This window comes from Phytohabitans aurantiacus, assembly GCF_027923225.1.
In the GTDB taxonomy this organism is placed as follows: Bacteria; Actinomycetota; Actinomycetes; order Mycobacteriales; family Micromonosporaceae; genus Phytohabitans; species Phytohabitans aurantiacus.
Window position 1 is genome coordinate 397,027 of the sequence record NZ_BSDI01000001.1, and the last position, 26,187, is coordinate 423,213.

A 26,187-nucleotide genomic window follows, 5' to 3' on the forward strand; every position below is an offset into this window, starting at 1 on the left:
CTACCGTTAACGGCGTGCCCGAGTTGCCCGAGGTGGAGGCGCTCGCCGCGTACCTTCGCGAGCGGGCCGCTGGCCGGCGTGTCGACCGCATGGAGATCTCCGCGATCAGCGCGCTGAAGACGTACGACCCACCGCCGACCGCCGCAGCCGGCCTGCAGGTCACCGGCGCCGGACGGCACGGCAAGTTCCTCGACGTCGTGCTGGGCGGCGACCTGCACCTCGTCGTGCACCTGGCCCGGGCGGGCTGGCTGCACTACCGCGACGCGTTTCCCGGAACGGCGCCGCTGAAGCCGGGCAAGGGCCCGATCGCGCTGCGCCTCCGGCTCGACGACGGCTCCGGCTTCGACCTGACCGAGGCGGGTACCCAGAAGAGCCTCGCCGCCTACCTCGTAAGGGATCCGGTCCAGGTGCCCGGCGTGTCGAGGCTCGGGCCGGACGCGCTCGCGGTCGACCTGGCCGGCTTCGACGAGCGCATGCGCAGCCGGCGGGGCCAGGTCAAGGGCGTGCTGACCGATCAGGAGGTGCTGGCCGGGGTCGGCAACGCGTACTCGGACGAGATCCTCCACGTGGCCAAGCTGTCACCGTTCGCGATCACCAGCCGGCTGACCGAGGAGCAGATGGAGCGGCTCTACGCGGCCACCCGGGAGGTACTGACCGACGCGGTGACCCGCTCGGTCGGGCAGCGAGCCGCCGAGTTGAAGGGCGAGAAGCGCTCGGGTCTGCGCGTACACGCCCGGACCGGGTTGCCGTGCCCGGTGTGCGGCGACACCGTCCGAGAGGTGTCGTTCGCCGACTCCAGCCTCCAGTACTGCCCCACCTGCCAGACCGGTGGCAAGCCGCTTGCTGACCGCCGGCTGTCGCGACTTGTGCGCTGAGTTACCTCGGGTGAACTCTCGTCTTCGGGCACATGAACCCGTCGCGTCACAGAGCTTCCTCGCACACCATTCGTCGGTATAGTGACTCGGTCGCCGATCCTGCTCGATCCATGCGGGGCGTATTGTCCCTTGCGTCGCCGATCTGGCGAGGCGGCCGTGGGAGACTTATGCGGTGGTCAGTCCAGAGCCTGACGGCAGATGGGCGGCGCGTGGAAAGCGGGAGGACGTAGGTGAGGTGACGACAAGCCTCCAGCGCCCGGTAACCAACACAAGCCGGAGCAGCACCGTGCGCCACGTCGACAGTTTCGAGATCCAGGCGCCGACGCCGCCGTCACACAACGGCGTGCCGCGGTCCGCGTGGACTCGCGCCAGCCGCCGGGCTTCGCGCTGGCACCGGCCGTACACGGTCGTGCTGTTGCTGCTCGACTACGGCGCGGCAGCGCTCGCGAGCTGGATCGCGATCTCGCTCTTCGAGCAGGCGACGGCCGGCTTCCAGGACGCCAACCAGGCGTGGTTCCGCACCGTGGCGTACCTCCTCCTTCCGATCGGCTGGATCACCATCCTCTGGGGCAACGGCGCGTACGACCGCCGCTACCTCGGTCTCGGCACCGATGAGTTCAAACGCGTGACGCGGGCGTCGGTGACGGTCGCCGCGAGCGTGTCGTTCCTGGCGTTCGCCACCAAGACCGACCTTTCCCGACTCACCGTGGCCACCGAGCTGGTCGGCGCGACGCTGCTGATCCTGTTCGCGCGGTACCTCGCCCGGTTCGTGCTGCACGTCATGCGCAAGCGGGCCGGGCAGGCGGCACACCGGATGGTGCTGATCGGCACGCTGCCGGAGGCGCTCGAGGTGCACACCGCCGTCACCCGCAGCCCGGCCGCCGGGCTGATCCCGGTCGCCATCCACATCACCGACGGATACGCGGCGGCGCGCGGCATCGAGACGCCGGTGCCGGTGTACGCGGGCCGCGACGTGCTGTCCCTCGTACGCGAGGTGGGCGCCGACACGATCGCCGTGTGCGGCTCGGCCAGCGCGGAGCCCGGTGAGCTGCGCCGGCTCGCCTGGCAGCTCGAAGGCACCGGCATCGATCTTGTCGTGGCGCCCCAGCTCACCGACATCGCCGGCCCGCGGGTGCACATCCGGCCCATCGAGGGCCTGCCGCTGCTGCACGTCGAAGAGCCGACGCTCTCCGGCCTCGGCTGGCTGGCCAAGAACCTCATGGACCGGGTCTTCGCGTTCTTCGGCCTGCTGCTGCTGACGCCGGTGTTCGCCGCGATCGCGCTCGCCATCAAGCTCTCCGACCGGGGGCCGGTGTTCTTCCGGCAGCCGCGGGTGGGCCACGAGGGCCGCACGTTCCGGGTGTGGAAGTTCCGGACGATGTACGTGGACGCCGAAGACCGGCTCGCCTCGCTCGTCGACCAGAACGAGTCCGACGGCATGCTCTTCAAGATCAAGGAAGACCCGCGTGTCTTCCCGGTGGGCCGGTTCCTGCGGGGCACGTCGCTCGACGAGCTGCCCCAGCTGATCAACGTGCTCAGGGGCGAGATGTCGCTGGTCGGGCCGCGCCCGCTGCCCGCCGACGACGGCGACTTCCTCGGCGACGTCCGGCGCCGGCTGCTGGTCCGCCCCGGCATCACGGGGCTCTGGCAGGTGTCCGGCCGCTCCGACCTGTCCTGGGACGAGGCGGTCCGGCTCGACCTGTACTACGTGGACAACTGGTCGCTGGCGTATGACCTGAGCATCCTGTGGCGCACGGTCGGTGTCGTGCTGGCCCGGAAGGGCGCTTACTGAGCCTCCTCTGAGGGCCCGGCCGCGCTACCGGTACGTGCGATGATCTGGGCGTGGGGACGGCACTCGCGGTGCTCGCGCTCATCACCGCGCTCACCGCGGCGGTCTGGGCGGTGTACCGGCTGCGCGCCCGCCGCAGCATCGCCACCGCCACCCAGCGCGCGACGTATGACGTCCTGCACACCGCCGGCCTCGCCGCCGACCCGCTGCGCACGGGGCTGAGCCGCACCAGCGCCGCGAAGGCGATCCGCCACTTGCGGGGCCTGGTGGGCGCGCAAGGTCTCGCGCTCACCGACCCCGACGAGATCCTGGCGCTCGATGGCCGCGGCAACCACCACTCGGCCCAGGTACTGGCCGCCGCCCGCCGCGCCATCGCACAGAACCGCTCCACCGTGCTCGGCAGCGCCGAACTGCCGTGCGACCGGGTCGACTGCCCGGTCCGAGGTGCCGTGGTGGCGCCGCTGACCGGTCCGGACGGCACCGTGCCGGGCGCGCTCGTGGCCATAGCGGACGACGAGCCGGCCCCGGGACTCGTACAGGCGACCCTGGAGACCGCCCGGTGGGCGGGTGCGCAGCTCGCCCTGGCCGAGCTAGACTCCTCGCGAGAGCAGCTCGCCCGCGCCGAGGTACGCGCACTACGGGCCCAGATCAGCCCGCACTTCGTCTACAACGCGCTGTCCGCTATCGCGTCGTTCGTCCGCACCGACCCGGAGCGCGCCCGCGAGCTGATCCTGGAGTTCGCCGAGTTCACCCGGTACTCGTTCCGGGCGCACGGCGAGTTCACCACGCTGGCCGAGGAGCTGCGGTCCATCGACCGGTACCTGACAATCGAGCGGGCCCGGTTCGGCGACCGCCTCCAGGTGCGACTCCAGATCGCCCCGGAGGTACTGCCGGTCGGGCTGCCCTTCCTGTGCCTGCAGCCGCTCGTGGAGAACGCGGTCCGGCACGGACTGTCACGGAAGCCGGGCGTCGGTATGGTGAGCATCGAGGCCCGGGACGCCGGTGCGGAATGCCACATCACGGTCGAAGACGATGGTGTCGGGATGGATCCGGCCGTGCTTGTGGCGGGTGTCGGCGACGCGGCCTCCGACAACGGAGACGACTCCGGCCAGCACGTGGGGCTGTCCAACGTCGACGAACGGTTACGGTCGGTGTTCGGCGACCAGTTCGGCCTGGTAGTTGAGACGGGCCTGGGAGCGGGTACGAGGGTGAGCATGCGGGTGCCGAAGTTCCACCCGGCGGTCAGGGCACGCCTGTGACCGCTTTCCTGCGTGTGCTCGCGGTGGATGACGAGCCACCGGCACTCGACGAGCTTGCCTACCTGCTGCGCGCGGACCCACGCGTGGGCAAGTTGCACACCGCCTCCGATGCCACCGATGCCCTCCGGGTGCTCCGCGACACCGACGTCGACGTGGTCTTCCTCGACATCCGCATGCCCGGTCTCGACGGGATGGAGCTGGCCCGGGTGCTGCGGCGCTTCGCCCGGCCCCCCGCGATCGTCTTCGTCACCGCCTACGACGACGCCGCCGTCGACGCGTTCGACCTGGGCGTCACCGACTACGTGCGCAAGCCCGTGCAGGCCGAGCGGATCGGCGAGTCGCTGCGCCGTGTCGTCAGCTCCCGCGTGGTGGCGACCCATCCCGCCGCGGCCGCCCGCGCCGAGTCAGACCCGACCATCCCGGTCGAGCTGGCCGGCACCACCCGGATGCTGCCCCGCTCGGCGGTGCGGTGGGTGGAAGCGCAGGGAGACTACGCACGGCTGCACACCGCTGACGGCTCCCACCTGGTGAGGGTGCCGCTCGCGACGCTTGCCGAGCGCTGGGCCGATGCCGGATTTGTCCGCATCCACCGGTCGTACCTGGTGCAGTTGCGGCTGATCGCCGAGCTGCGGCTCGCCAACTCCGGGTACGTCGTCGTGGTCGATGGCACCGAACTGCCCGTGTCGCGCCGCCACACGCGAGAGCTGAAAGACAAGCTCGTCCGCGCCGCCAAACAAGACTGGAACCGTTAGAAGATCTCCGCCAGGTCAAAGGCGAGCGGTTTTCCACAGGTCACCCTGATTATCCACAGGTGCTTGACATCGCGCTGTCCTCGGCGAGACTGCCCCGCATGGAGCAATCCACGGCGCCAGCTACGCCGCCCGAGCGCACCCGCATCGTGCTCGCCGAGGTCGCGCGCCGAAGCGGCGACCACGACCGGGCCCGTGCCGACCTCGCCGAGCAGACCCGGGTCGGTGACGCGCTCCTGCGCGGGCTCATGCGGGCGCAGCTGGCCCTCGCGCTGCGGCTCGCCGTGGTCGTCGGGATCGGGCTGGGCGCGCTGCCGCTGCTCTTCGCCGTCGCCCCCACGACCGGCTCGGTCAAGTTCCTCGGCGTCAACCTGCCGTGGCTGCTGCTCGGCGTGGCGGCGTTCCCGTTCCTGGTCGCGGTGGGCTTCACCTACGTCTACCTCGCCGAGCGCAACGAGCAGGACTTCATCGCCGTGGTCCGGCGGCCGGAGCGCTGATGGACAACCCGTACGTGGTACCGGCCATCGTCGCGGTCACGCTGGCAACCGTCGCGATCGGCTTCTACGGACTGCGGCTGGCCCGCACGACCTCCGACTTCCTGGTCGCCTCGCGCACGGTCAGCCCGACCTGGAACGCGGCCGCGATCGGCGGTGAATATCTGTCGGCCGCGTCCTTTCTCGGCATCGCCGGGCTCATCCTCAAGTACGGCGTCGACGTGCTCTGGTACCCGGTGGGCTTCGCCGCGGGCTACCTGGCGCTGCTGCTCTTCGTGGCCGCCCCGCTTCGCCGGTCCGGCGCGTTCACGCTGCCCGACTTCTGCGAGGTACGGCTGCACTCCCGCCGGCTGCGCAAGCTCGCCACGGCGTTCGTGGTCTTCATCGGCTGGCTGTACCTCGTTCCACAGCTCCAAGGCGCCGGCCTGACGTTGAGCACGGTCACCGGCGCGCCGTACTTCCTGGGTGCGCTGCTGGTCGGTGCCGTGGTCACCGCCAACGTCGCCCTCGGCGGCATGCGGGCGATCACCTTCGTGCAGGCGTTCCAGTACTGGCTAAAGCTCACCGCCCTCGCCGTGCCCGCGATGTTCCTGATCCTGCACTGGCAGGCCGACGGCAGGCCGCAGGTCGCCGCAGCCGACGGTCTCACCTTCCCGCGCGACACCGTCGTCGTGGTCGAAGACCGCGCGGTCCTCACACTGCCCGACGGCTCCAGCCGCGAAGTCACGCCGGGCGAGGAGCTGTCCTTCAGCGCGGGTGACCAGGTGCCCAAGGTGTCCAGTGTGGACGCGTCGAACGGGCTCGACTGGCTGCTTCCCGGCGACGAGAGCGGCGACCGCGGCCTGTTCGCCACGTACAGCCTGATCCTGGCTACCTTCCTGGGCACGATGGGGCTGCCGCACGTGCTCGTGCGCTTCTACACCAACCCCGACGGCAGCGCCGCACGCCGCACGACACTTGTCGTACTGGCACTGGTCGGCCTCTTCTACCTGTTACCCACGCTGTACGGCGTGCTCGGCCGCGTCTACACACCACAGTTGCTGCTCACCGGGCGCACCGACGCGGTGGTACTGCTCCTGCCCGGCGAGGCCGTGGGCAGCGGCGTACTCGGCCAACTGCTCGCCGCGCTGGTGGCCGCGGGCGCGTTCGCGGCGTTCCTGTCATCCAGTTCCGGGCTGCTCACCAGCGTCGCCGGCGTCATCTCCACCGACGTGCTCGCACACGCCAGCGACCGCGGGCCGGGCCAGCGCGGCTCGGTACGCGACTTCCGGGTCGCCGCGATGGTCGCCGGGATCGTGCCGGTCGCCTTGGCGCTCAACGTCGCCAGCCTCGACGTGTCGCAGGTCGTCGGGCTCGCGTTCGCGGTCGCGGCGTCGAGCTTCTGCCCGCTGCTCGTGCTCGGCATCTGGTGGCGCGGCCTCACCGACGCGGGCGCGGCCGCCGGCGTGCTCGCGGGCGGCGGCGCGGCCGTGGGCGCGGTCCTGATCACCGTCGTCGGGCCGCCGTTGTCGGGCTGGCCCGCGACGCTCGTCGCCCAGCCGGCCGCGTGGACGGTGCCGCTCGCGTTCGCCGTGATGGTCGCGGTATCGATGGCCACCCGCCGCCGCACCCCCGCCGACGTCAGCACCACCATGCTCCGCCTACACGCCCCCGAAAGCCTCCGCCTCTGAATTTGTGGGGCAGCGGAGGGGTGTGGGCTTGGGTATTCTCGAATCATGGCGTACACCACTGGGCTGACCGCCGCGTTGGGCGGGGTAACGGCGGCACAGCTCGTGCATTGGCGACGTCAACCAAATCCACTTCTCGTGCCGGAGCTCACCAAATCCGGGCGAGTGCGCTACAGTTTTCGCGATTTGCTTGCGGTTCGCATTGTCGCAAATCTGCGCACCGAGATATCACTGCAAAAGATCCGCAAAGCGATCACCAATCTCAAGCATCTCGACGACTTCCAACATCTGTCCAGCTATCGGCTGGTGGCCGACAACGACACGATCGTTTGGATCGGTGACCAGCCGATCGATATCCTGAAGCGGCCCGGCCAGCACATGCTCGTCACCATGCGCGACGTGCTGGGTGAGTTCATCGGCTGGGCTGGTGCGACGGTCGTGCCGCTGGCACGGCCCAAGCCCGGTGTCTCGATAAATCCGGGCGTCCTGCGTGGATATCCGGTGGCCGAGAACACTCGAGTGCCTTACGACACGGTCGCCTCTCTAGTCGCCGATGGGTTCGACGCCGATGCGATCCGAGGTCTCTACCCGTCCGTCGACGCGATCGGCGTGACGGGCGCGGTCGCGTTTGACGAATACGTTCGCGCGTACGGCCAAGCCGCCTAGAAACTCATGAACATACTGCTGGACGAGCAGGTGCCCGAGCACGCTCTTGGGCCGCTTCGCGCTCTTCTTCCTCGTCACCGGATCGACCACGTGCAGCAAATCACTGACCCGGAAAAGGATCCGCCGCTCTACTGGCCGGGCCGCAACACCGCACAGCGGCGCCGGGCACCACGCCAGCGTGAGGGCACATAGCCCTCTACGGTCGAGGGGTGGAGAGTGCGCTTGCGGCTCGGGGGTTGGTCAAGCGGTTCGAGACGGTCGTGGCGGTCGCTGGGATCGATCTGGACGTGCCGGCGGGATCGTTTTACGGGCTGCTTGGCCCGAACGGCGCGGGTAAGACGACCACGCTGTCGATGGCGGTCGGGCTGCTGCGGCCGGACGCCGGCCGGGTGTGGGTGCTGGGCCACGACGTCTGGTCCGATCCCAGCGAGGCCAAGGCGCTGCTCGGGGTGCTGCCCGACGGGGTACGCCTCTTCGACCGGCTGACCGGTGCCGAGTTGCTGGCCTACCACGGGCTGCTGCGGGGCATGGACCCCGCGGTGATCGACCAGCGCGCCCGGGAACTGCTCGACGTGCTCGCGCTGGCCAGCGCCGGCCGCACCCTCGTGGTCGACTACTCGGCCGGTATGAAGAAGAAGATCGGTTTGGCGTGCGCGCTGCTGCACGCGCCGCGGCTGCTGGTACTGGACGAACCGTTCGAGGCGGTCGATCCGGTTTCGGCGGCGCTGATCCGCGACATCCTTCAGCGTTACGTGGCCGGCGGCGGCACGGTGATCTTCTCCAGCCACGTGATGGAGGTGGTCGAGCGGCTGTGCAGCCACGTCGCGATCCTCGCCGACGGGGCGATCAAGCGGGTGGGCACGCTCGACGAGGTACGCGGCGGCCGGTCTCTCGAGGACGTGTTCGTCGAGGTGGTCGGTGGGCGTACGGCGACGGGCGAGGAACTCGCGTGGTTGTGATGTTCGTCCGGCTGAAGCTCCGGATGACAGCCAACAACTTCCGCGGCCAGCCGTGGCGGGTCGCGCTCTTCATGATGGGCGTCTTCTTCGGGCTCTGGTGGGCGGCGGGCGGCTTCCTGCTCTTCGCGGTGCCCGGCTTGGCGGGTAGCGAGAAGGCGGCTCTGCTGGCGGCCGGGTTCGGCGGCGGGGCGCTCACGCTCGGCTGGGTACTGTTTCCGCTCGTCTTCTTCGGCGTCGACGAGACACTCGACCCGGCCCGTTTCGCCCTGCTACCGCTGCGCCGCCGCACGCTCGTCGCCGGGATGCTCGCGGCCGCGCTGCTGGGGATACCGGCGCTGGCCACGCTCGCGTCGACCGCGGGGCTGGTGCTGTCGGCGGGCGCGCTCGGCGGGTGGACCGCGGCGGTCACGCAGGCGGTGGGCGTCGCGGCCGGCTTGCTTCTGTGCGTCGCGGCGAGCCGCGCGTTGACCAGTGCGTTCGCGACGATGCTGCGGTCCCGCCGGATGCGCGACCTGGCGGCGATCGCGCTCGCGGTCCTCGCCGCACTGCTCGGTCCGCTCCAGATCGGGCTGATCACGGCGGCGGAGACCGCTGACTGGGACCGGCTGGTCGGGCCGGCTCGGGTGGTCGGCTGGACACCGCTCGCCGCCGCGTACACGCTCGGCTTCGACCTGGCGGCGGGGCGCGGCTGGGCGGTACCGCTGAAGCTTGCGATCACGCTGGCGGCGACCGCGGCGCTGCTGTGGTGGTGGTCGTGGTCGCTGGAGTCGGCGATGGTCGGCGGGACGCCGACCGCGGCGGGGCCGAGGAAGGCGGCGCGCGGTGGCGCCGTCGACCAGCTCGTCCCGCGCGGGATGCGGTGGATGGCGAGGAACCGCTACGCCGCGCTGGTGGCACGGGAGACCCGGTACTGGTGGCGGGACGTGCGGCGGCGGGCGGGGCTGATCACGGTACTGGTGGTCGGCGTGTTCCTGCCGGTGATGATCAACATTGCTGGCAACGCGCGCTCGCCAGGCACGGTGAGCATCTCGATGATCTTCGTGGGGACGCTCGCGGCGGTCACGCTGGCCAACCAGTTCGGGTATGACGGGACGGCGTACGGGGCGAACGTGGTCGCCGGGGTGCCGGGGCGACTCGAGCTGCGGGCGCGGGTGGCGGCGTTCACCGTGTACGCCGGCCCGCTGCTGGTGATCGTCGCGGTGGCGATGAGCCTGCTGCTGGGCGAGCCGACCTGGGTGGGCCTGCTGCTCGGCACGCTGGCCGCGGCGTACGGCGCTGGGCTGGCCGCCAACCTGTTCGTGTCGATCCTCGCCGCCTACGCCCTGCCCGAGACGTCCAACCCGTTCACGATCAACACCGGCGCCGGCGTCGTGAGGAGCCTGCTCAGCCTCGTGTCGATGCTCGGCTCGGCGGCCGCGGCGGTGCCGATGCTGGTGGCCGCCGCCCTGCTCGGCGACGCGCCGGCCTGGCTGTGGCTGGCCGGGCCGATCGGCGCCGGGTACGGGCTCGGCGCCACCGCGCTCGGCGTCTACCTGGCCGGTGACCTGCTCGATCGCCGGATGCCCGAGCTGTTGGCGTCGGTTACGCCCCGCCGGTGACGCACAATGTTTCACGTGGATCATCCGATGGACCACGTGAATCATCCGCCTGAGCCGGGCGCCAAGATCCACGGCACCGACCCTTTCGCGGTACCCGATGAAGCGCGATCGCCCGCGCGGAGGCTGCGTGGGCGACTCGCGTCGGCCGTGACCCTGTGGACGGCACCCGGGCCCGCGGGCCTCACGGTGTCCACGACGCTCGTCGTGGACGGCGATCCAGCACGCCTGCTCGGCGTCGTCGACGACGAGTCAGACCTGTGGACGGCCGCGCGCGACGCGGGCCGCTTCGCGGTCGCGCCACTGGCGAGCGCCCACCGCCAGCTCGCCGATCGCTTCGCGGGCCTGATGCCCGCGCCGGGCGGGCTCTTCAAGGGGTACGACTTCCGCGACACGCCCTACGGCCCGGTGCCGGCGGACGTCGCGACCTGGGTGGGCTGCCGCCTCGACGACGCCCGTGAGCTGGGCTGGGGCCTGCTGATCGAGGCCACCGTCGAGGCCGTGGAACTGGGCGCGGACGACGATCCGCTGGTGCATTTCCGGGGCCGGTACCGGCAGCTCAACCATTGACATTCGTCGAACTGTCGCACCGGTGAGCGGCGTGATCCACGTCACTCGGCGCAGCCAGGTAACCGTTCGGCGCAATCGACGACCACCATCACCCAGGCCACCTCACGGGATTCTTACGGTGCGGGCCGAAACCCTCTGAACATGAACACCCACGCCCCGTGAAGGTGGTGAACCCGCATGACGACCGATGCACCCGCCCCGGCCTCCACGAGCCCGGAGCGGTACGTCGAGGTCCAGCGGTCGGACGAGTTTGCCGGGCTGCGCAAGGCCTTGCGCGGCTTCGTCTTCCCGATGACCGCGGCCTTCTTTCTCTGGTACGCGCTCTACGTGATCCTGTCCGCGTACGCACGCGGCTTCATGGACACCAAGGTGGTCGGCCACATCAACGTGGCGCTGGTCTTCGGCCTGCTGCAGTTCGTGTCGACGTTCCTGATCGCCTGGTACTACTCCCGGTTCGCCGGCGCCAAGATCGACCCGACCGCTGACAAGATCCGCGGCGAGCTCGAGAACGGGGACAAGGAATGAGCGCGATTCTTGCCGCCGAGGCCGGTGACACCACCGCACGGAACATCACCATCGTCCTGTTCCTCGTCTTCGTGGCGGTCACGCTCGCCATCACGGTGTGGGCCAGCCGCCAGACCAAGACGGCCACCGACTTCTACGCCGGTGGCCGCGCATTCTCCGGCTTCCAGAACGGCATGGCGATCGGCGGCGACTACATGTCCGCCGCGTCGTTCCTCGGCATCGCCGGCCTCATCGCGCTGTACGGGTACGACGGCTTCCTGTACTCGATCGGCTTCCTGGTGGCCTGGCTGGTGGCCCTGCTCCTGGTCGCCGAACTGCTCCGCAACTCGGGCAAGTACACGATGGCTGACGTGCTGGCCTTCCGGATGCGGCAGCGTCCGGTGCGCACCGCCGCCTCCGTCTCCACGGTGACGGTGTCGATCTTCTACCTGATCGCTCAGATGGTCGGCGCGGGCGCGCTGGTCGCGCTGCTGCTCGGCATCCGGCCCGGCACCACCTTCCTGGGCATGGACGCCGACGCCGCGAAGATCGCCACGATCATCCTGGTCGGCGCCCTGATGATCGTGTACGTGACGGTCGGCGGCATGAAGGGCACCACGTACGTCCAGATCGTCAAGGCGTTCCTGCTGATGAGCGGCGCGGCGATCATGACCGTGCTGGTACTGGCCAAGTTCAACTTCAACCTGTCGTCGCTGCTCGGCGCCGCCGCTGACCAGTCCGGCAAGGGCGAGGCGTTCCTGGAGCCGGGCCTGCGGTACGGCGTCGAGGTGGCCGGCAACGCGAAGCAGACCTTCTACAACAAGATGGACCTGCTCTCGCTCGGCATCGCCCTGGTACTCGGCACGGCCGGCCTGCCGCACATCCTGATCCGCTTCTACACCGTCCCCACCGCCCGCGCGGCCCGCAAGAGCGTGCTCTGGGCGATCGGCATCATCGGCACCTTCTACCTCTTCACCCTGGCGCTCGGCTTCGGCGCGGCGGCGCTGGTCGGCGGCGAGGCGATCCGGGCACAGGACGCGGCCGGCAACACGGCCGCGCCGCAGCTCGCCGAGGCGCTCGGCATCGACTTCCTCGGTGGCGACACCGGTGGGGCGGTGATGCTGGCGGTCATCGCGGCGGTCGCCTTCGCGACGATCCTCGCCGTGGTCGCCGGGCTCACGCTGGCGTCGTCGTCGAGCATCGCGCACGACTTCTACGCCAACGTGATCAAGAAAGGCCAGACGTCGGAGGGCCAGGAGGTCAAGGTCGCCCGGATCGCGGCGTTCGCGATCGGCGCGGTGTCGATCGTACTGGCGCTCTTCGCGCAGAAACTCAACGTGGCGTTCCTGGTCGCGCTCGCCTTCGCGGTCGCGGCGTCCGGCAACCTGCCGGCCATCCTGTACAGCCTCTTCTGGAAGCGGTTCAACACGTCCGGCGCGGTCTGGGCCATCTACGGCGGTCTCCTGGCAGCCGTGGTACTGGTCTTCTTCTCGCCGGTCGTGTCCGGGGCGCCGACGTCGATGTTCAAGAACTCGGACTGGCAGTGGTTCCCGCTGTCCAACCCGGGCATCATCTCCATCCCGTTCGGCTTCCTCTGTGGCTGGATCGGCACGTTGCTCTCCAAGGAGAGTGACGAGCAGAAATACGCCGAGCTGGAGGTCCGTTCCCTCACTGGCGCGGGAGCGCACTGACCAGACGGTATGAACGACGGACCCGTGCGGTTGTGGCTGGCCGCACGGGTTCGTCCCGTTCCGGACCGGGTACGTGACAGGGCACCAATCCGGCTGGCCGGGAGATCGGTAGGCTTGCCTCATGGTCATAGCGCCGCGTTTTGGAGCAGGTCACCGCGTTCTCGTCACCGGAGGCGCGGGGTTCGTGCCATCGCACCTGGTCGACGCCCTGCTCGCACGCGGTTGCACGGTCGTGGCCGTCGACAACTTCGTCACCGGCTCCAAAGACAACGTGAGCCACCTCCAGGACCACCCGCGGTTCGCGCTGGTCGAGGCCGACGTCTCCGACGGGCTGCCCCACCACCACCCGGCGATCACCGAGCGCTTCGACGCGATCATGCACATGGCGTCGCCGGCGAGCCCCAAAGACTTCGCCACCCTGCCGATCGAGATCCTCCGGGTCGGTTCGGTCGCCACGATGCACCTGCTCGACCGGGCGGTCGCCGACGGTGCCCGGTTCCTGCTGGCGTCCACCTCCGAGGCGTACGGCGACCCGCAGGTGCACCCCCAGCCCGAGACGTACTGGGGCAACGTCAACCCCATCGGCATCCGCAGCGTGTACGACGAGTCCAAGCGGTTCGCCGAGGCGGCCACGATGGCGTACCACCGCCACCACGGCGTCGATGTCGCGATCGTGCGGATCTTCAACACGTACGGGCCACGGATGCGACCCGACGACGGGCGCGCGGTGCCGACGTTCATCACCCAGGCGCTGCGGGGTGAGCCGATCACGCTGCACGGCACCGGCACCCAGACGCGTTCGGTCTGCTACGTCGACGACCTGGTACGCGGCATCCTGCTGCTGCTCGACTCCGGGGAGACCGGACCGATCAACTGCGGCACCGAGCACGAGTTCTCGATGCGCGAGCTGGCCGAGCTGATCGTGCGCCTGACCGGCAGCTCGTCGGAGATCGCCTACCTGCCGCGTACGGCCGACGACCCGGAGATGCGGCGGCCCGACCTGACGCTGGCACGTACCCGGCTGGGCTTCGAGCCCGAGATCGGCGTCGAAGACGGCCTGAGCCGCACGATCGCCCACTTCACCCAGCGCTTAGCCCACTAGGTTCCACTCCCCTGTTTGTGCCAGTGCGGCGGCGCTGAAAGGCGTCCGCCGATTTCCGACATACCCTGAGTTACATGTCACCGACCAGGTCTCCCTACGGCAGCAGCGCCGGACGAGCCTCCGTGCCGGGTGCGAATTCCCCCAACTCGGGACGTATCTCCGGCCGCGCCCGCATTCCGGGTGCTGACGCCGACGACTACGGGCGGCTCGGGTCGCCTTCACGGTCTGTATCCGGTGGCGGACGTGGGCCGGTGGGACCGTACGGGCCTGGCGGACCGCGGGGACCTGTCGGCCCGGGCGGTGGACGTGGGCGGCTGCGGCCGAAGTGGGGCAGGATCGCCCTGCTGGCGGGCGTGGTCGTGGTGGTGCTCGGCCTGCTCGGCGCGGGCGGGCTGTGGGCGTACGTCAACGGCCTCGACGACGATATCGCCCGCACCGACCCGTTTTCGGAGATCACCGGTGGCCGGCCGGCGAAGACGGTCGACGGCTCGCTCAACATTCTCATGGTCGGCAGCGACTCCCGTGACCCGGACACCCCGGTCGACAAGTCCAGCCAGTGGCGCGCCGACACGATCATCGTGATGCACATCCCGGCGAGCCACGACGAGGCGTACCTGGTGTCGATCCCTCGTGATCTTTACGTGCCGATCCCGGAGAGCGCGAAGGCGGACTGCGGCGGGCAGCGCGGCAAGATCAATGCGGCGTTCGCGTTCGGTGGGCTGCCGCTGGCCGTACGCACCGTGGAGTGCTTCACGGACGTGCGCATCGATCACGTCATGGCGATCGACTTCGGCGGGTTCAAGGAGGTCACCGACGCGCTCGGTGGCGTCGACCTCAACGTCGAGCGCACGACCAAGTCGATCCACAAGCCGTACCGGACGTTCAAGAAGGGCGTCAACCACATGGACGGCGCCGAGGCGCTCGACTGGATCCGCCAGCGCAAGCAGTTCCCGGACGGTGACTTCGCCCGGATGCGCCACCAGCAGGAGTTCCTGAAGGCGCTGATGGACAAGGCTGCGAGCACCGGCACGCTGACCAACCCCAAGAAGCTGAACTCGTTCCTCCAGGCGGTGACCGACGCGGTGACCGTGGACGACGGCTTCTCGCTGGTCGACATGGCGGTCCAGTTCCGCAGCCTGCGGGGCGAGAACCTCAAGTTCATCACCAGCCCGCACAACGGCAGCCAGACGATCAACGGTGAGTCGGTGGTCGTGTCCAACAAGGAGAAGGCGCTGGCGATGTACGAGGCGATGGCCAACGACACGATGAAGGAGTGGGTGACAGCCAATGCCTCGCCCACCCCGAAGGCGGGGAGCTGACGCCGGTTCGCCGGTGCGTCACCTGGGCTTCATGATCCGTATCCCGTACGACCGTAGCCTCCGCGCTGGACTCTGTCGTCGGCGATCGGACCCGGGATGCAGGTGGAGCGCGGCCAGCGCCCTGGAAAGGCAGCCAGAAACAAGCGGCGTGATCCGCTCTGGGCCAGGCTGACCGTCATCGGCGGAGCGGTACTGATGATGACGAGCGGCACCGCGATCGTCGGAGCCCACGCGATCATCGGCAACGCCACCTCGAACATCGAGACGACGAGCCTGCTCGGCGGTGACGCTTCCGCCGCCGAGCAGCCCGGCGGCAACGACATCGACGGCCCGGTCAACATGCTGCTGGTCGGCATCGACGCCCGACCGCCGGGCAGTTCGGAGACCAGCGTCCTGGCGGACACGATCGTCGTACTGCACATCCCGGCCACCCACGACCAGGCGTACCTGGTGTCGCTTCCCCGGGACTGGCGAGTGGACATCCCCGCATACGCGAAGACCGGCGCGGGCGCGAGCGTCGGCAAGATCAACGGAGCGTTCAGCAAGGGGTACCAGGGGGCGGGCACCGAGCTGGAAAAGCGCGCCCGCGGGGTCGACTCGCTGGCCCGGACGATCAACCGGGCGACGGGCATCAAGTTCAACGGTGCCGCGATCATCGACTTCTCCGGTTTCGAGGCGGTGGTCAAGGAACTCGGCGGCGTCCAGATGTGCGTCGACCAGCGGGCCGAGTCGATCCACCTGGGCGTCGACAAGAACGGGAAGATCCTCAAGCTCTGGTACAAGGAGGGTGCGGGCATCCAGGACCTGCCACCGGGTGGCCACGCGCTGGTACACGAGGTGGGCTGCCGCCGGATGTCCGCTCAGCTCGCCCTCGACTACGCCCGCATCCGCAAGAGCCTGCCCAACGGCGACTACGACCGGCAGCGCCACCAGCAGCAGCTCATCAAGGCGATCGCCAAGGAGGCGACGAGCAAGGGCGTGATCACGAACCCGGTCAAGCTGAACAATGTGATCAAGGCGGCCGGCAAGGCGTTCGTACTCGACACCCAGGGCATCCCGGTGGCCGACTTCGTCTTCACGCTCCGCCGGGTCGCCGCGAACGACCTCGTACTGATCAAGACCAACGGCGGCCGGGTGCAGCCGTTGATGATCGACGGGCAGAGCTTCGAGCAATTGAGTGATCGTTCGATGGCGATGCTCGCGGCGGTACGGGATGGCACGCTCGTGAATTTCCTTGTCAGCAATCCGCAGTTCATCGCAAAGACGTGAGCCAGTACGCCCCTATTTGCGGTAGTGCATCCAGTCGACGACACGTACCTGAAACGCAGGGGAACTCGCGGAGTCGGGAAGGTGTCCGTAAAGTGGGCTAGCCCCCTTGTCCCCGACCTGGAGAGCAGGATGCCGGTTCAGACGCCCCGACGCCCCGCGTCGCTGGAGCGACCCGCCGCCTCCTCCCCCGTCAAGCCCCCAGTCCGCACCAACACCAAGTCGACGAAGACCAAGCGCCGGAAGGACCCCATGTGGGCCCGGCTGACGGTCGTGTTCGGCGCGGTGCTGATGATGGTCAGCGGTGGCGCGATCGTGGGAAGTAAGGCACTGCTCAACCAGGCGACGGGCGACATCGAGACGACCAACCTGCTGGGCACCGCCAGCAAGACCGACGCGGAGGGCGGCAAGAGCCTCGACGGTCCGATCGACCTTCTCCTGCTCGGCGTCGACGCGCGCGCCCGGTGGGATGTCAACGACACCCGGGCCGACACGATCATCATCCTGCACATCCCGGCCACCCACGACCAGGCATACCTGATCTCGATCCCGCGTGACACGCAGGTGCAGGTGCCGTCGTTCAAGAAGAACGGGTACCCGGGCGGCACGGCCAAGGCGACCGAGGCGTTCTTCCACGGCGCCCAGAACGGCGGCGGCTGGGCCGGCGGCGCCCAGCTGATGGCGCAGACGATCAAGAACCTGACCGGCATCAGCTTCGACGGCGCGGCGATCATCGACTTCAACGGTTTCAAGGGCGTCATCGACGCGCTGGGCACCATCCGGATGTGCGTCGACCAGGAGGTCAGGTCGCACCACATGACGATGGTCGACGGCAAGCCCACGTGGAACGCCCAGGCGAAGAAGATGGGCGGCAAGAAGGAGCCGGTCATCCACAAGGTCGGCTGCCGCAACATGGAGGGCTGGGAGGCGCTCGACTACTCCCGCCAGCGATACGGGCTCAAGAACGGCGACTACGACCGCCAGCGCCACCAGCAGCAGCTCATCAAGGCCATGGCGAAGAAGGCCGTCGACACCGGGATGAACAACCCGCTCAAGCTCAACGGGCTGATCAAGGCCGCTGGCAAGGCGTTCGTGCTCGACACCGGCAGCGCCAACACCGCCGACTTCCTCTTCACGATGCGCGGCGTGGCCGCCAACGACCTCGTGCTGCTGCGCACCAACAACGGCACGTTCAGCGGCAACAACGAGGGTCGCGAGGTGCTCAACCCGCTCAGCCAGGACATGTTCCAGGCGGTCAAGAACGACAAGCTCGGCCAGTTCATCCTGGAGAATCCGACAACCCTCGCTAAAGAGAAATAAGCTCGGCCATGTGGCACCGAGATGGGCGAAGATCTTTCTCGGCGCCGGCCTGGTGCTACTGCTGGCAGCCGGTCTAGGCGCGGTCGGCCTGCGGGTACTGGTCTGGCGATACGAGCGCGCCGTCGACCAGCAGCGCCTGCTCGACGCCACGGCGAGGCAGCGCACCAGCACCACCGTCGAGGGTCCGCTCAACTACCTGATCATCGGCTCTGACCTGCGGGTCTCGAATCCGGCCGGCGGTCAGCGCGCCGACACCATCGTGCTCGCGCACATCCCGGCGGGGCTGGGGCACGCGTACCTCATCTCGGTGCCGCGTGACCTGCGGGTGCCGATACCAGCCGACGCGGCCAGCGGCTACGGCGGCGGCACCGACAAGATCAATGCGGCGTACCAGTACGGGCGGGTGGGGTTGGTCTCGGCGGCCCTCACCCAGCTGACCGGCGTCCGCTTCGACGGCGCCGCGATCATCGACTTCAGCGGGTTCCGGCGCGTGATCGACCTCCTCGGCGGCGTGACGATCTGCGTCGACACCGAGACCCGCTCGATACACACCGGTCACGTCTTCACCGCCGGCTGCCACGAGATGAGCGGCGCGCAGGCGCTGGACTACGCGCGGCAGCGCTACGACCTGCCGAACGGAGACTTCGACCGGCAACGCCACCACCAGCAGATCCTCAAGGCGATCCTGGCCGAAATGTCCGATGCTGGAGATCTTGCCAACCCGGTCAAGCTGGACCAGTTGTTCCGCGCCGTCGGATCATCGCTAACCGTCGACACCAACGGCGTACAGCTGCCAGACCTTGCCCTGGCACTGCGTGGAATCCGCGCCGACGACCTGGTGGGGGTCCAGGTCCCCGCGCATTCGGAAATGCTTGGGGGCGTCTCATACGCGCTGCTGGACCCGCCTGCGGACGCCCTCTTCGCGGCGCTGGCGCGAGCGGACCTTGCCACCTGGCTGACCGCGAACCCCCGCTGGGTGAACAAACTGTAGCTACGCTTAGGACCCGTGTTCGGACCTCACATTCCCACGGTGACCGCGGCCGAGATTCCCGCCGGGGCATTCCTGCTAGATGTTCGCGAGCCCGACGAGTGGACCGCTGGCCACGCGCCAGGCGCTGTGCACATGCCAATGATGGAGATCCCCGTGCGCATCGCCGAGGTGCCCACGGAGGGCGACGTTGTCGTGGTCTGCCGCTCCGGCGGCCGCTCCGGCCAGGTGGTCGCGTACCTGCTCGGCAACGGGTGGGACAACGTGAGCAACCTCGACGGCGGCATGCAGGACTGGGCGGCGACCGGCCGCGCGCTGGTCAGCGAAGACGGGCAGCCGGCAAGAGTGCTTTAAGTGGCGGCACCCCTCGTATTCGCCCATCGCGGCTCCTCGGCCGCGCTGCCTGAGCACACCCTCGCCGCGTACCTGCGCGCGCTCGACGAGGGTGCGGACGGCTTGGAGTGCGACGTCCGGCTGACCCGCGACGGTCACCTGGTGTGCGTCCACGACCGGCGCCTCGACCGCACGAGCAACGGCCGTGGCCGGGTCAGCGCGCACACGCTGGCCGAACTGGAGCAGCTCGACTTCGGGTCCTGGCACGGTGTCGAGACGGATGACCCGGTCGACCCGGACCGCACCCGGCTGCTGACGCTCGACCGGCTGCTCTCGGCCGTGCGCGCGGCTGGACGCGACATCCAGGTGCTGATCGAGACAAAACACCCGTCAAGGTACGGCGGAGACGTCGAGCGCCGGCTGGCCGCCCTGCTGCGCGAGCACGACCTGCCGGATGGCCAGGTGGGCATCACGGTGATGTCGTTCTCCCCGCTGTCCGTCCGGCGCGTCCGCGAGCTGATGCCCGATCTGCCGACCGCCCTGCTACTGCAGGTGCTGCCGCCCCGCCTGCCGCTGCGCAAGCTGCCCTTCGGTGCCCGGATCGCGGGACCGGGCATCGGGCTGATCCGCGCCCGCCCGCAACTCGTACCACTGCTACAGAAAGGCGGACACCCGGTCTACGCCTGGACCGTGAACGAGAGGGACGATCTGGACCTCGCCCTGCGTCATGGGGTGGACGGGATCATTACGGACCGGCCACGGTTCGTGCTGGACCAGCTGGGGAGGTAGGACCCTGCACAAAATCGACGAGACAGGGCAGACTCAGGTCATGCCGGAGCGTCCCGACTACGCCGCTCTCATCGCCGGGCAGGCCATCGTCATCGAGATGACCAACTCGGGAGACTCCGGCCTCCCCGTCCTGGGGCACCAGCTCAAACTCTTCGAACGGGCGTTGGGCGCCGCCGGCATGTCGTTCGCCGAGTACGGGCCGACCGGCGGCCGGGTCGTCGCGGCCACCGGCGCCGCGGAGTGGACGCTGGGCCGGCCGGTCGACACCTCCGATCCGGCCACCGCGCGCCTGCTCGCCGGCCCGCGCACGGCCTGCCTGCCCGTGCGCGCCCTCGACCGCGCGCTCGCCGACCAGATGATCGGCCGCGGCCTCCAGCGGATGCTCTACGCGCGCACGGAGCTGCGCGGCATGGTGATCGGCGGGCTGCACGCCTACTTCACCGATGCCGATGGCGAGGCCGGCACCGAGCACCACACCCTCATGTCCTACCTCGCCACCTGCGTCGCGCACATGTACGGCGACCTGGCGGGCCTGCCGGTGCACGGTGACGGGCCGGCGGTGGCCGCGCTCGCCGACGGCTTGGCGATCATCGACCGCGAGGGGACGGTCCGGCTGTGGAACCCGGCCGCCGAGCAGGTCACCGGCATGCCCGCGACGAAGATGATCAACCAGAAGCTGCCCTTCTCGATCCCGCCGTCCGGCCAGGTGCTCGACCACCGGATGCCAGACGGCCGCTGGCTCAAGATCACGTCCGGCGAGCTGCCGGGCACGTTCGAGTCCCGGGTGGTCACCTTCCGCGACACCACCGACCAGTACCGCCACGACCACGACCGCGACCTCTTCGTCGCGGTCACCAGCCATGAGCTCCGCACGCCGGTCACGGTCATCAAGGGGTACGCGGACACGCTGTGCAACCACTGGGACTCGCTCCCCGAGCCGGACCGCCGCGAAGCCGCCCGGGTCATCGGGCTGCGCGCGGGCGAGTTGGCGCGGCTGGTCGACCGGCTGCTGTCCGCCGCCAACGACGGGGTACAGGTGGGCGGTGCCGCCCCGGTGCCGTTCGACCTCGTCGACGCGTTGCGCTCGGCCGCCAACACGCTCCCCGCCGACCTGCGCCGCCGGTTGGCCGTCAACCTGCCCGACGATCTGCCCAAGGCGCTCGGCGACCGCACCAGCATGGCGACCGTCCTCACCGAACTGGCCACCAACGCGGAGAAATATTCAAATCCGGGTACCCCTGTCGAGGTGACCGCCGAAGCAGACGAGCGCACGGTGGCCTTCCGGGTTTCCGATCGGGGCATCGGGGTACGGCCGGATCATGTGGAGCGCGCCTTCGACCGGTTCTGGCAAGGAGAACAAGGTGATCGTCGAAGGTATCCAGGCACCGGTCTCGGCCTCTTTCTCGTTAGAAGGATCGTTGAACGACAAAACGGATGGGTGTCCCTTCGTCCACGCGACGGAGGCGGTACGGTCGCAGAGGTGCGACTCCCCCGCGGATAGGTGACGGCAGGAGGCACACGTGTCGATGGCGCTGGCTGAGCGAGCCTGGTGCGTTGTCGTGCCACACCACCCCCGCGGTGCCCGCATGGCCCGGCAGCGCCTGGTCACGGAGCTGCGCGATTCGCTGCCTCCCACGCTGCTGGCCGACGCGGTCGCCGTCCTGGCTGAGCTGGTCGGCAACGCGGTGATGCACGCCGATCCCCTGCCTGGCGGCGTGATCCGGGTGGCGTGGCGGCTACGGCCGGGTGGCGGCGACGAGACACCGGTGCTGCAGGTGCGGGTCACCGACGGCGGCGCCCTCGAACCGCCCCACATCCGCACGGTGGCCGTGGACGCCATCGACGGGCGCGGGCTGGGCATCGTGGACGCCCTCTCCGCTCGCTGGGGCGTCGAACGCGACGGCCTCGGGCAGAGCGTGTGGGCGGAAGTCTCGGTCCCTTTGCAGGGATAGCCGCGCCATTGACCACACACCCCCCACACAGAGCCTAGGCTGGTCTGCCGTGAGCAAGCGCCTCAGGGCGTCGCGGAGCGAGCGCACCAGGAGAATGAGTGAGCAAGCGTCGAAAGAACACCCGGTCCGCCGCCGACGCGGCGCCCAAGCGCCAGAAGGTGCGCGACATCTTCGTACCCCGGCCGTTCGAGGGCCTGGTCGACGAGCCTGAGTGGATCGCGCTGCGCGAGTTGGTGCCGGCGGCGTCCGCGCCGTTGCGCCTGCGGCCCGAGCTGGTCGAGCAGTACGGCGACCGCCCGGTCACCCTCGCCACGGTACTGCCGATGGCGTGGCCCGCGATGACCAAGCCGGACGGCCGTATCTTCGTCGGCCTCCAGCGGCACGTGCAATCCGGCGACGTCTCGCGCGACCTCGCTGTGGCGATCCTCTGCGCCCTGCAGACCAAGCCGGGCGGCACGGTGGCGGTGCCCGCCCTGCCCGGTGAGGGGCAGCGCCTCCAGGACATCCTGGTCGACGAGCCACTCGAGATCACGATGCACGAGACCTTCGAGTTCTGGCTAGACGACGACGCGGCCGAAGACCCGAACGTGAAGTCTTCGCTGGAGCGCGCGAACGCCTCGATCTACCCGACCGTCAAGCTGGCCGCCGCGCACGCCGCGTACTGGTGCCGGGTCCCCGAGAAGGGACACGTGCGCTGGGTACTGCCGGACGACGAGGACGCCGCCCTCAACGCGCTGGCCCGCCTGGCCGGCGCCGGTGAGCTGCTGCTCGGCGAGGGCACGAAGTTCGCCGGCATGTTCCGGGCGCACGGGCGGCTGGTGCCGGTGTGGGACATCCCCGGTGGCCCTGAGGCCGCCGAGTGGGAGGCACCGCTGGCCGACTTCGCGAAGCGATACGGCGACGCCCTCGGCGACACGACCCCGCTGGATACCGCCGCCCGCCGTGCCAAGCAGGGCCTGCTGGGACGCCAGCTCACGTTGCGCTGAAGCGTGAAGGGCGTCCCTCAAGTCGTTCCAGCAGCTTGAGGGACGCCCTGATCACGCCGAAGGGGCGCTCACGCCGCGGTGAGCGGGGCGCGGACCAGCGGGCACGACATGCAGCGCGGACCACCACGGCCGGAGCCCAGCTCCGACCCGGGGATCCGGATCACCTCGATCCCCGCGCGTTCGAGCTACGCGTTGGTCTCCACGTTGCGCTCGTACGCGACACACAGCCGCGGCCCGATCGCGAGCGTGTTGTTGCCGTCGTCCCACTGCTCGCGCTCGGCGGTGACCGGGTCGAGACCGGTGTCGATCACCCGCAAAGCGTCGATGTCCATGGCGTCGGCCGCCGCGCGCAGAAACGGCGCCGGCCCGTCCACCCGCGGGTCACCGGCACCGTCCCCCGCGATCACCGTGTACGCGACCAGGGCGTCGGCGATGTTCGGGTACATCAGCACCGCGTCGACGTCGACCATCGTGACGATCGTGTCGAGGTGCATGGTGGCGCGTTTCTGTGCGATCGGCACGGCCAGGATGGTGTGCGCGAGCCCGGCGCCGAAGACCCGGCGGGCCAGCCGCTCGGCGCCGGCCGGCGTGGTGCGCTCGCCGACACCAACGGCGATCACCCCGGGCGCCAGCAGCAGCACGTCACCACCCTCCACATGCTCCAGTGCCGGCTCGTACGCCAGATCCGTGCCCGCGAACCGGGGATGGTGCTGGTAGATCGCGTGGGTGAGGGTGGTTTCGCGTTGCCGGGCGGGCATCGCGAGGCTGGTGACCGCCGCCCGGTCCCTGATCCACACCGACGAGTCGCGCGTGAAGAGCAGGTTGGGCAGCGGATCGATGACGAACTCGTACCGGTCCATCAGGGCGTAGACAAGTCCACCGCCGGTGCGCAGTTCCTCGTGCGCCAGGCCGGCGGTGAGCACCGCGGCGAGCGCGGTCGGATCGAGGTACGCCAGATGGTCGGCCACCCGGCGGCGAAGCGTGTCACCCAGTCGGGGGTCGGCCAGTACCTGTGCGGTCAGTTCGGCACGCGCCTCGTCGATCGCCAGTGTTTCGGCGAGCAGGTGGCCGAGGTACAGGACCTCAACCCCGTGAGCGCGCAGAGCGCCGGCGAACGCGTCGTGCTCCTCCTGGGCACGTCCCACCCATGGAATCGCGTCGAAGAGCAGGGAATCATTGTTGCGAGGGGTCAGCCGGGCCAGCTCCGGACCCGGTCTGTGCAGGAGGACGGTGCCGAGCCGGCCTACTTCGCTGTCCACGTAATGGGCCACAACGGGCAGCCTAAGTCAGTCGGGTAGCACCATCTGACAAAAGAGGCGGGTCGTGAATGCGGCATTCATCCCCAGTCACTCGCCCTCAACACCTTCTTGCGTAGGCATCTAGCCACGTACGGTAGTGGAACCATAACTTCGAGAGACCTTTTGCCGGAGGTCCGCGATGACTGTCTTCCCTGCGCGTCGTGCCGTGCCCCCACAGCGGGCACTTCCCCCCGCCAGCGAAAAGCCACCGTCCCAGGGCAACACGCCGGCGGTTCTCGAAGCGGTTCGCCCGACGCCCCTCGACTGGGCCCGCCGTCGCCTCGCCGAGCGCGAGACCCGCCGCGTCGAGGCCGCTGGCAACCGCGCACTCACCCGCCTGGACCAACTCGGCCCCGCGTGGCACGTGGTCGACTGGCCCCGCACCGACGCGCCGGCCCTGCCCGGGCTCGACTCACGCGGGCGCGACGAGCGCGCCGGGTTCCTCGCAATCGGGCCGAGCGGCCTGTTCGCGGTGACGGTCGCCGACCACGGCCGGGCTCGCGTGATGATCGCCGGCGATGTCGTACAGATCAACGGCAAGCGCCCCGAATACTTCTCCGAGACCCGCCGCGACGCCAAGCGAGCCAGCAAGGCGCTGTCCGCCGCGGTGGGCATCACCGTCCCGGTCACCCCCGTGCTCACCTTCGTCGGGTCGGGCGTGATCAGCGTGTACGGCCTGCCGCGAGACTGCCTCGTCGCGACCCACCGCGAGCTCGACCGCCTGCTCGTAGCCGGCGGCCAGCGCATCTCTCCCGCGACGGCGGAAAAGCTCTCTCAGGTTGCACGCCACCCGGCCACTTGGCTCAACGCACCGTACCGGTCGGCGGCCGACTACCGGTGGTACGAGGACGGCCGAACGGCCGCTGACAAGAAGGGGGCGCGCCGGTAGCGTGACCCGCCGGACACTGCCGGGGTCGGCGATTGGCGCCAAAACCCGCTAGCGTAGCGGTGGGCCGACCTAGCGTTGCGGTGAGCAGCGGAGCGTATTGGAGGCGCGGGTGGCGCACGTCGAACTCTCGCTCTCGGAAGCGTACGTGCCGCATGCGTCCACGACCATCGAGCCGGAGTACGGCGGCAGCGTGGCACTGTGGACGCCCACTGTCGCGGCCGCCGCCGAGCCCTGCCTCCTCATCGACGCCCAGATGTTGATCGTCGCGGTCTCAGAGGAGTGCTGCCGGCTGCTCCGCCTCGGCACGCCCGACGACGCCACCGGCCGCTCTCTGACCGACGGCGTGCTCCGGCTCGTCGACTTCACGCAGGCCCGCAGCGAGCTCACCGAGGCCGAGATCGAAAAGATCCCGCCACGGCTGGCGCTGAAGTCGGGGCGGCTCGCGCGCGGGCTGCTGCGGATCGTCGCCGAGGGCGGCACCGACGAGGTCGTCACGGTCGACGCGATCGCCTCGCCGTTGCTCGACGGCGGCTCGGTAGCCGGATCGCTCACGTTTTTCTGCGAGGTCTGAGTCCCGCTCGCCCGCCAGCGGCGCCTACGATGTGGCGCGTGCTCTCCCCCCTGCGCACATTGGCGGCCATCGTCGCCTGCGCTGCCCTGACCAGTGCGTGCGGGGTGCCGCCGGAACTCCGGGACCCGCCGGGTGACGTGGTGCCGTCACCGAAGACCGAGGCTCCGGTCACCCCGTTGCCCAGTCACAGCAGCCAGGCCACGCCCACGCCGTCACCGACCAGGTCCGGGTTTCCCGAGGAGGCAGCGGTGAGCTGCGGTGGCCGGCCCACCGGCGCGCAGGTGATCGCGGCGCTTCGGCGCTCCTCCGGCCTGCTGCCTTCCGGGGTCAACGCGACCGTCCGCGCCGGCGACCCGCAGTGCGCCGGCACCTGGCAGTACGCGGTGGTCCTGATCCCCAACAGCGACCCGCTGATCGTGGTGACCCGCGGTCAATCCGGCTCGCTGACCGTCGTCACCGCTGGCACCGACGTGTGCAGCATCCCGGTACGCACGGAGGCGCCAGCCGGTATCCGCACCCTGGCGTGTGATGCCGCAGGGCCTGTCTAGGCTTACAG

At 69.6% G+C, this 26,187-nt stretch carries 25 protein-coding genes and 1 pseudogene; 25 read left to right on the forward strand and 1 reads right to left on the reverse strand.

The window, feature by feature from the left end; all coding sequences use genetic code 11:
- The first annotated feature begins 14 nt into the window (after window positions 1-14).
- The 22 genes from QMG73_RS02015 (at window position 15) to QMG73_RS02120 (ending at window position 22,873) form a co-directional block, all read left to right on the forward strand.
- The gene (locus QMG73_RS02015; protein ID WP_281891997.1) at window positions 15-875 is read left to right on the forward strand and encodes an Fpg/Nei family DNA glycosylase; all 861 of its coding nucleotides are present in this window, start codon (window positions 15-17) and stop codon (window positions 873-875) included.
- A 286-nt stretch (window positions 876-1,161) separates the two neighbouring features.
- On the forward strand, window positions 1,162-2,667 hold the full coding sequence (locus tag QMG73_RS02020; protein WP_281892208.1) for a sugar transferase: 1,506 nt from the start codon (window positions 1,162-1,164) through the stop codon (window positions 2,665-2,667).
- 50 nt (window positions 2,668-2,717) lie between these two features.
- Entirely contained in the window at window positions 2,718-3,923 is a 1,206-nt protein-coding gene (locus tag QMG73_RS02025) for a sensor histidine kinase (RefSeq protein ID WP_407676725.1), read from the forward strand.
- Window positions 3,920-4,675 (forward strand): LytR/AlgR family response regulator transcription factor, encoded by a 756-nt coding sequence (locus QMG73_RS02030; RefSeq protein ID WP_281891998.1) that lies wholly within the window; start codon window positions 3,920-3,922, stop codon window positions 4,673-4,675. The genes QMG73_RS02025 and QMG73_RS02030 overlap by 4 nt, the downstream gene beginning before the upstream one ends.
- 98 nt (window positions 4,676-4,773) lie before the next feature.
- Window positions 4,774-5,169: a hypothetical protein gene (locus QMG73_RS02035; protein ID WP_281891999.1), complete on the forward strand. Its 396-nt coding sequence runs from the start codon at window positions 4,774-4,776 to the stop codon at window positions 5,167-5,169.
- On the forward strand, window positions 5,169-6,836 hold the full coding sequence (locus QMG73_RS02040; RefSeq protein ID WP_281892000.1) for a sodium/solute symporter: 1,668 nt from the start codon (window positions 5,169-5,171) through the stop codon (window positions 6,834-6,836). Before QMG73_RS02035 ends, QMG73_RS02040 begins: the two co-directional genes overlap by 1 nt.
- 45 nt (window positions 6,837-6,881) lie before the next feature.
- Complete coding sequence (locus QMG73_RS02045) at window positions 6,882-7,499, forward strand: DUF433 domain-containing protein (protein WP_281892001.1); 618 nt, start codon at window positions 6,882-6,884, stop codon at window positions 7,497-7,499.
- Between the two features lie 209 nt (window positions 7,500-7,708).
- On the forward strand, window positions 7,709-8,458 hold the full coding sequence (locus tag QMG73_RS02050; RefSeq protein WP_281892003.1) for an ABC transporter ATP-binding protein: 750 nt from the start codon (window positions 7,709-7,711) through the stop codon (window positions 8,456-8,458).
- Window positions 8,458-10,056, forward strand: a complete 1,599-nt coding sequence (locus QMG73_RS02055; RefSeq protein ID WP_281892212.1) for an ABC transporter permease — start codon at window positions 8,458-8,460, stop codon at window positions 10,054-10,056. Before QMG73_RS02050 ends, QMG73_RS02055 begins: the two co-directional genes overlap by 1 nt.
- A gap of 6 nt (window positions 10,057-10,062) precedes the next feature.
- Window positions 10,063-10,623 carry a flavin reductase family protein gene (locus tag QMG73_RS02060; RefSeq protein WP_407676726.1) on the forward strand — a complete coding sequence of 187 codons (561 nt, stop codon included), beginning with the start codon at window positions 10,063-10,065 and terminating at the stop codon, window positions 10,621-10,623.
- 177 nt (window positions 10,624-10,800) lie between these two features.
- Window positions 10,801-11,148, forward strand: a complete 348-nt coding sequence (locus tag QMG73_RS02065; protein WP_281892004.1) for a DUF485 domain-containing protein — start codon at window positions 10,801-10,803, stop codon at window positions 11,146-11,148.
- A complete protein-coding gene (locus QMG73_RS02070; protein ID WP_281892005.1) occupies window positions 11,145-12,818 on the forward strand; it encodes a solute symporter family protein in 1,674 nt (557 codons plus the stop codon). Before QMG73_RS02065 ends, QMG73_RS02070 begins: the two co-directional genes overlap by 4 nt.
- Before the next feature lie 121 nt (window positions 12,819-12,939).
- Window positions 12,940-13,920, forward strand: coding sequence for a UDP-glucuronic acid decarboxylase family protein (locus QMG73_RS02075; RefSeq protein ID WP_281892006.1), 981 nt, complete (start codon window positions 12,940-12,942; stop codon window positions 13,918-13,920).
- Between the two features lie 74 nt (window positions 13,921-13,994).
- On the forward strand, window positions 13,995-15,239 hold the full coding sequence (locus QMG73_RS02080) for an LCP family protein (protein ID WP_281892007.1): 1,245 nt from the start codon (window positions 13,995-13,997) through the stop codon (window positions 15,237-15,239).
- Window positions 15,240-15,335: 96 nt separating this feature from the next.
- Window positions 15,336-16,508: an LCP family protein gene (locus tag QMG73_RS02085; protein ID WP_281892009.1), complete on the forward strand. Its 1,173-nt coding sequence runs from the start codon at window positions 15,336-15,338 to the stop codon at window positions 16,506-16,508.
- A gap of 129 nt (window positions 16,509-16,637) precedes the next feature.
- Window positions 16,638-17,825, forward strand: coding sequence for an LCP family protein (locus QMG73_RS02090; RefSeq protein WP_281892011.1), 1,188 nt, complete (start codon window positions 16,638-16,640; stop codon window positions 17,823-17,825).
- 10 nt (window positions 17,826-17,835) lie between these two features.
- Window positions 17,836-18,816: an LCP family protein gene (locus QMG73_RS02095; protein ID WP_281892013.1), complete on the forward strand. Its 981-nt coding sequence runs from the start codon at window positions 17,836-17,838 to the stop codon at window positions 18,814-18,816.
- 15 nt (window positions 18,817-18,831) lie between these two features.
- Window positions 18,832-19,167 carry a rhodanese-like domain-containing protein gene (locus QMG73_RS02100; protein WP_281892014.1) on the forward strand — a complete coding sequence of 112 codons (336 nt, stop codon included), beginning with the start codon at window positions 18,832-18,834 and terminating at the stop codon, window positions 19,165-19,167.
- Window positions 19,168-19,935: a glycerophosphodiester phosphodiesterase gene (locus tag QMG73_RS02105; protein ID WP_281892015.1), complete on the forward strand. Its 768-nt coding sequence runs from the start codon at window positions 19,168-19,170 to the stop codon at window positions 19,933-19,935.
- A 40-nt stretch (window positions 19,936-19,975) separates the two neighbouring features.
- Complete coding sequence (locus tag QMG73_RS02110; RefSeq protein WP_281892017.1) at window positions 19,976-21,436, forward strand: PAS domain-containing sensor histidine kinase; 1,461 nt, start codon at window positions 19,976-19,978, stop codon at window positions 21,434-21,436.
- Window positions 21,437-21,461: 25 nt separating this feature from the next.
- A complete protein-coding gene (locus QMG73_RS02115; protein ID WP_281892215.1) occupies window positions 21,462-21,887 on the forward strand; it encodes an ATP-binding protein in 426 nt (141 codons plus the stop codon).
- A 98-nt stretch (window positions 21,888-21,985) separates the two neighbouring features.
- The gene (locus QMG73_RS02120) at window positions 21,986-22,873 is read left to right on the forward strand and encodes a DUF5926 family protein (protein ID WP_281892019.1); all 888 of its coding nucleotides are present in this window, start codon (window positions 21,986-21,988) and stop codon (window positions 22,871-22,873) included.
- A 68-nt stretch (window positions 22,874-22,941) separates the two neighbouring features.
- Here the strand turns inward: QMG73_RS02120 and QMG73_RS02125 are convergent.
- Window positions 22,942-24,144, reverse strand: a pseudogene (locus tag QMG73_RS02125) (arginine deiminase).
- Between the two features lie 166 nt (window positions 24,145-24,310).
- On the opposite strand from QMG73_RS02125, the gene QMG73_RS02130 reads away from it, so the two are divergent.
- The 3 genes from QMG73_RS02130 to QMG73_RS02140 all read left to right on the forward strand — a co-directional run bounded on the left by QMG73_RS02130 (window position 24,311) and on the right by QMG73_RS02140 (window position 26,179).
- On the forward strand, window positions 24,311-25,060 hold the full coding sequence (locus tag QMG73_RS02130; RefSeq protein WP_281892020.1) for a hypothetical protein: 750 nt from the start codon (window positions 24,311-24,313) through the stop codon (window positions 25,058-25,060).
- Window positions 25,061-25,169: 109 nt separating this feature from the next.
- Window positions 25,170-25,631, forward strand: a complete 462-nt coding sequence (locus QMG73_RS02135) for a hypothetical protein (protein WP_281892021.1) — start codon at window positions 25,170-25,172, stop codon at window positions 25,629-25,631.
- 29 nt (window positions 25,632-25,660) lie between these two features.
- A complete protein-coding gene (locus QMG73_RS02140) occupies window positions 25,661-26,179 on the forward strand; it encodes a hypothetical protein (protein ID WP_407676727.1) in 519 nt (172 codons plus the stop codon).
- Window positions 26,180-26,187 lie beyond the last annotated feature (8 nt).

Coding starts and splice junctions, on each gene's coding strand:
- QMG73_RS02035 (WP_281891999.1), top strand. CDS start 4,774: ATGGAGCAATCCACGGCGCCAGCTACGCCGCCCGAGCGCACCCGCATC.
- QMG73_RS02040 (WP_281892000.1), top strand. CDS start 5,169: ATGGACAACCCGTACGTGGTACCGGCCATCGTCGCGGTCACGCTGGCA.
- QMG73_RS02045 (WP_281892001.1), top strand. CDS start 6,882: ATGGCGTACACCACTGGGCTGACCGCCGCGTTGGGCGGGGTAACGGCG.
- QMG73_RS02055 (WP_281892212.1), top strand. CDS start 8,458: ATGTTCGTCCGGCTGAAGCTCCGGATGACAGCCAACAACTTCCGCGGC.
- QMG73_RS02060 (WP_407676726.1), top strand. CDS start 10,063: ATGTTTCACGTGGATCATCCGATGGACCACGTGAATCATCCGCCTGAG.
- QMG73_RS02065 (WP_281892004.1), top strand. CDS start 10,801: ATGACGACCGATGCACCCGCCCCGGCCTCCACGAGCCCGGAGCGGTAC.
- QMG73_RS02070 (WP_281892005.1), top strand. CDS start 11,145: ATGAGCGCGATTCTTGCCGCCGAGGCCGGTGACACCACCGCACGGAAC.
- QMG73_RS02075 (WP_281892006.1), top strand. CDS start 12,940: ATGGTCATAGCGCCGCGTTTTGGAGCAGGTCACCGCGTTCTCGTCACC.
- QMG73_RS02080 (WP_281892007.1), top strand. CDS start 13,995: ATGTCACCGACCAGGTCTCCCTACGGCAGCAGCGCCGGACGAGCCTCC.
- QMG73_RS02085 (WP_281892009.1), top strand. CDS start 15,336: ATGCAGGTGGAGCGCGGCCAGCGCCCTGGAAAGGCAGCCAGAAACAAG.
- QMG73_RS02090 (WP_281892011.1), top strand. CDS start 16,638: ATGCCGGTTCAGACGCCCCGACGCCCCGCGTCGCTGGAGCGACCCGCC.
- QMG73_RS02110 (WP_281892017.1), top strand. CDS start 19,976: ATGCCGGAGCGTCCCGACTACGCCGCTCTCATCGCCGGGCAGGCCATC.
- QMG73_RS02115 (WP_281892215.1), top strand. CDS start 21,462: ATGGCGCTGGCTGAGCGAGCCTGGTGCGTTGTCGTGCCACACCACCCC.
- QMG73_RS02130 (WP_281892020.1), top strand. CDS start 24,311: ATGACTGTCTTCCCTGCGCGTCGTGCCGTGCCCCCACAGCGGGCACTT.
- QMG73_RS02140 (WP_407676727.1), top strand. CDS start 25,661: ATGTGGCGCGTGCTCTCCCCCCTGCGCACATTGGCGGCCATCGTCGCC.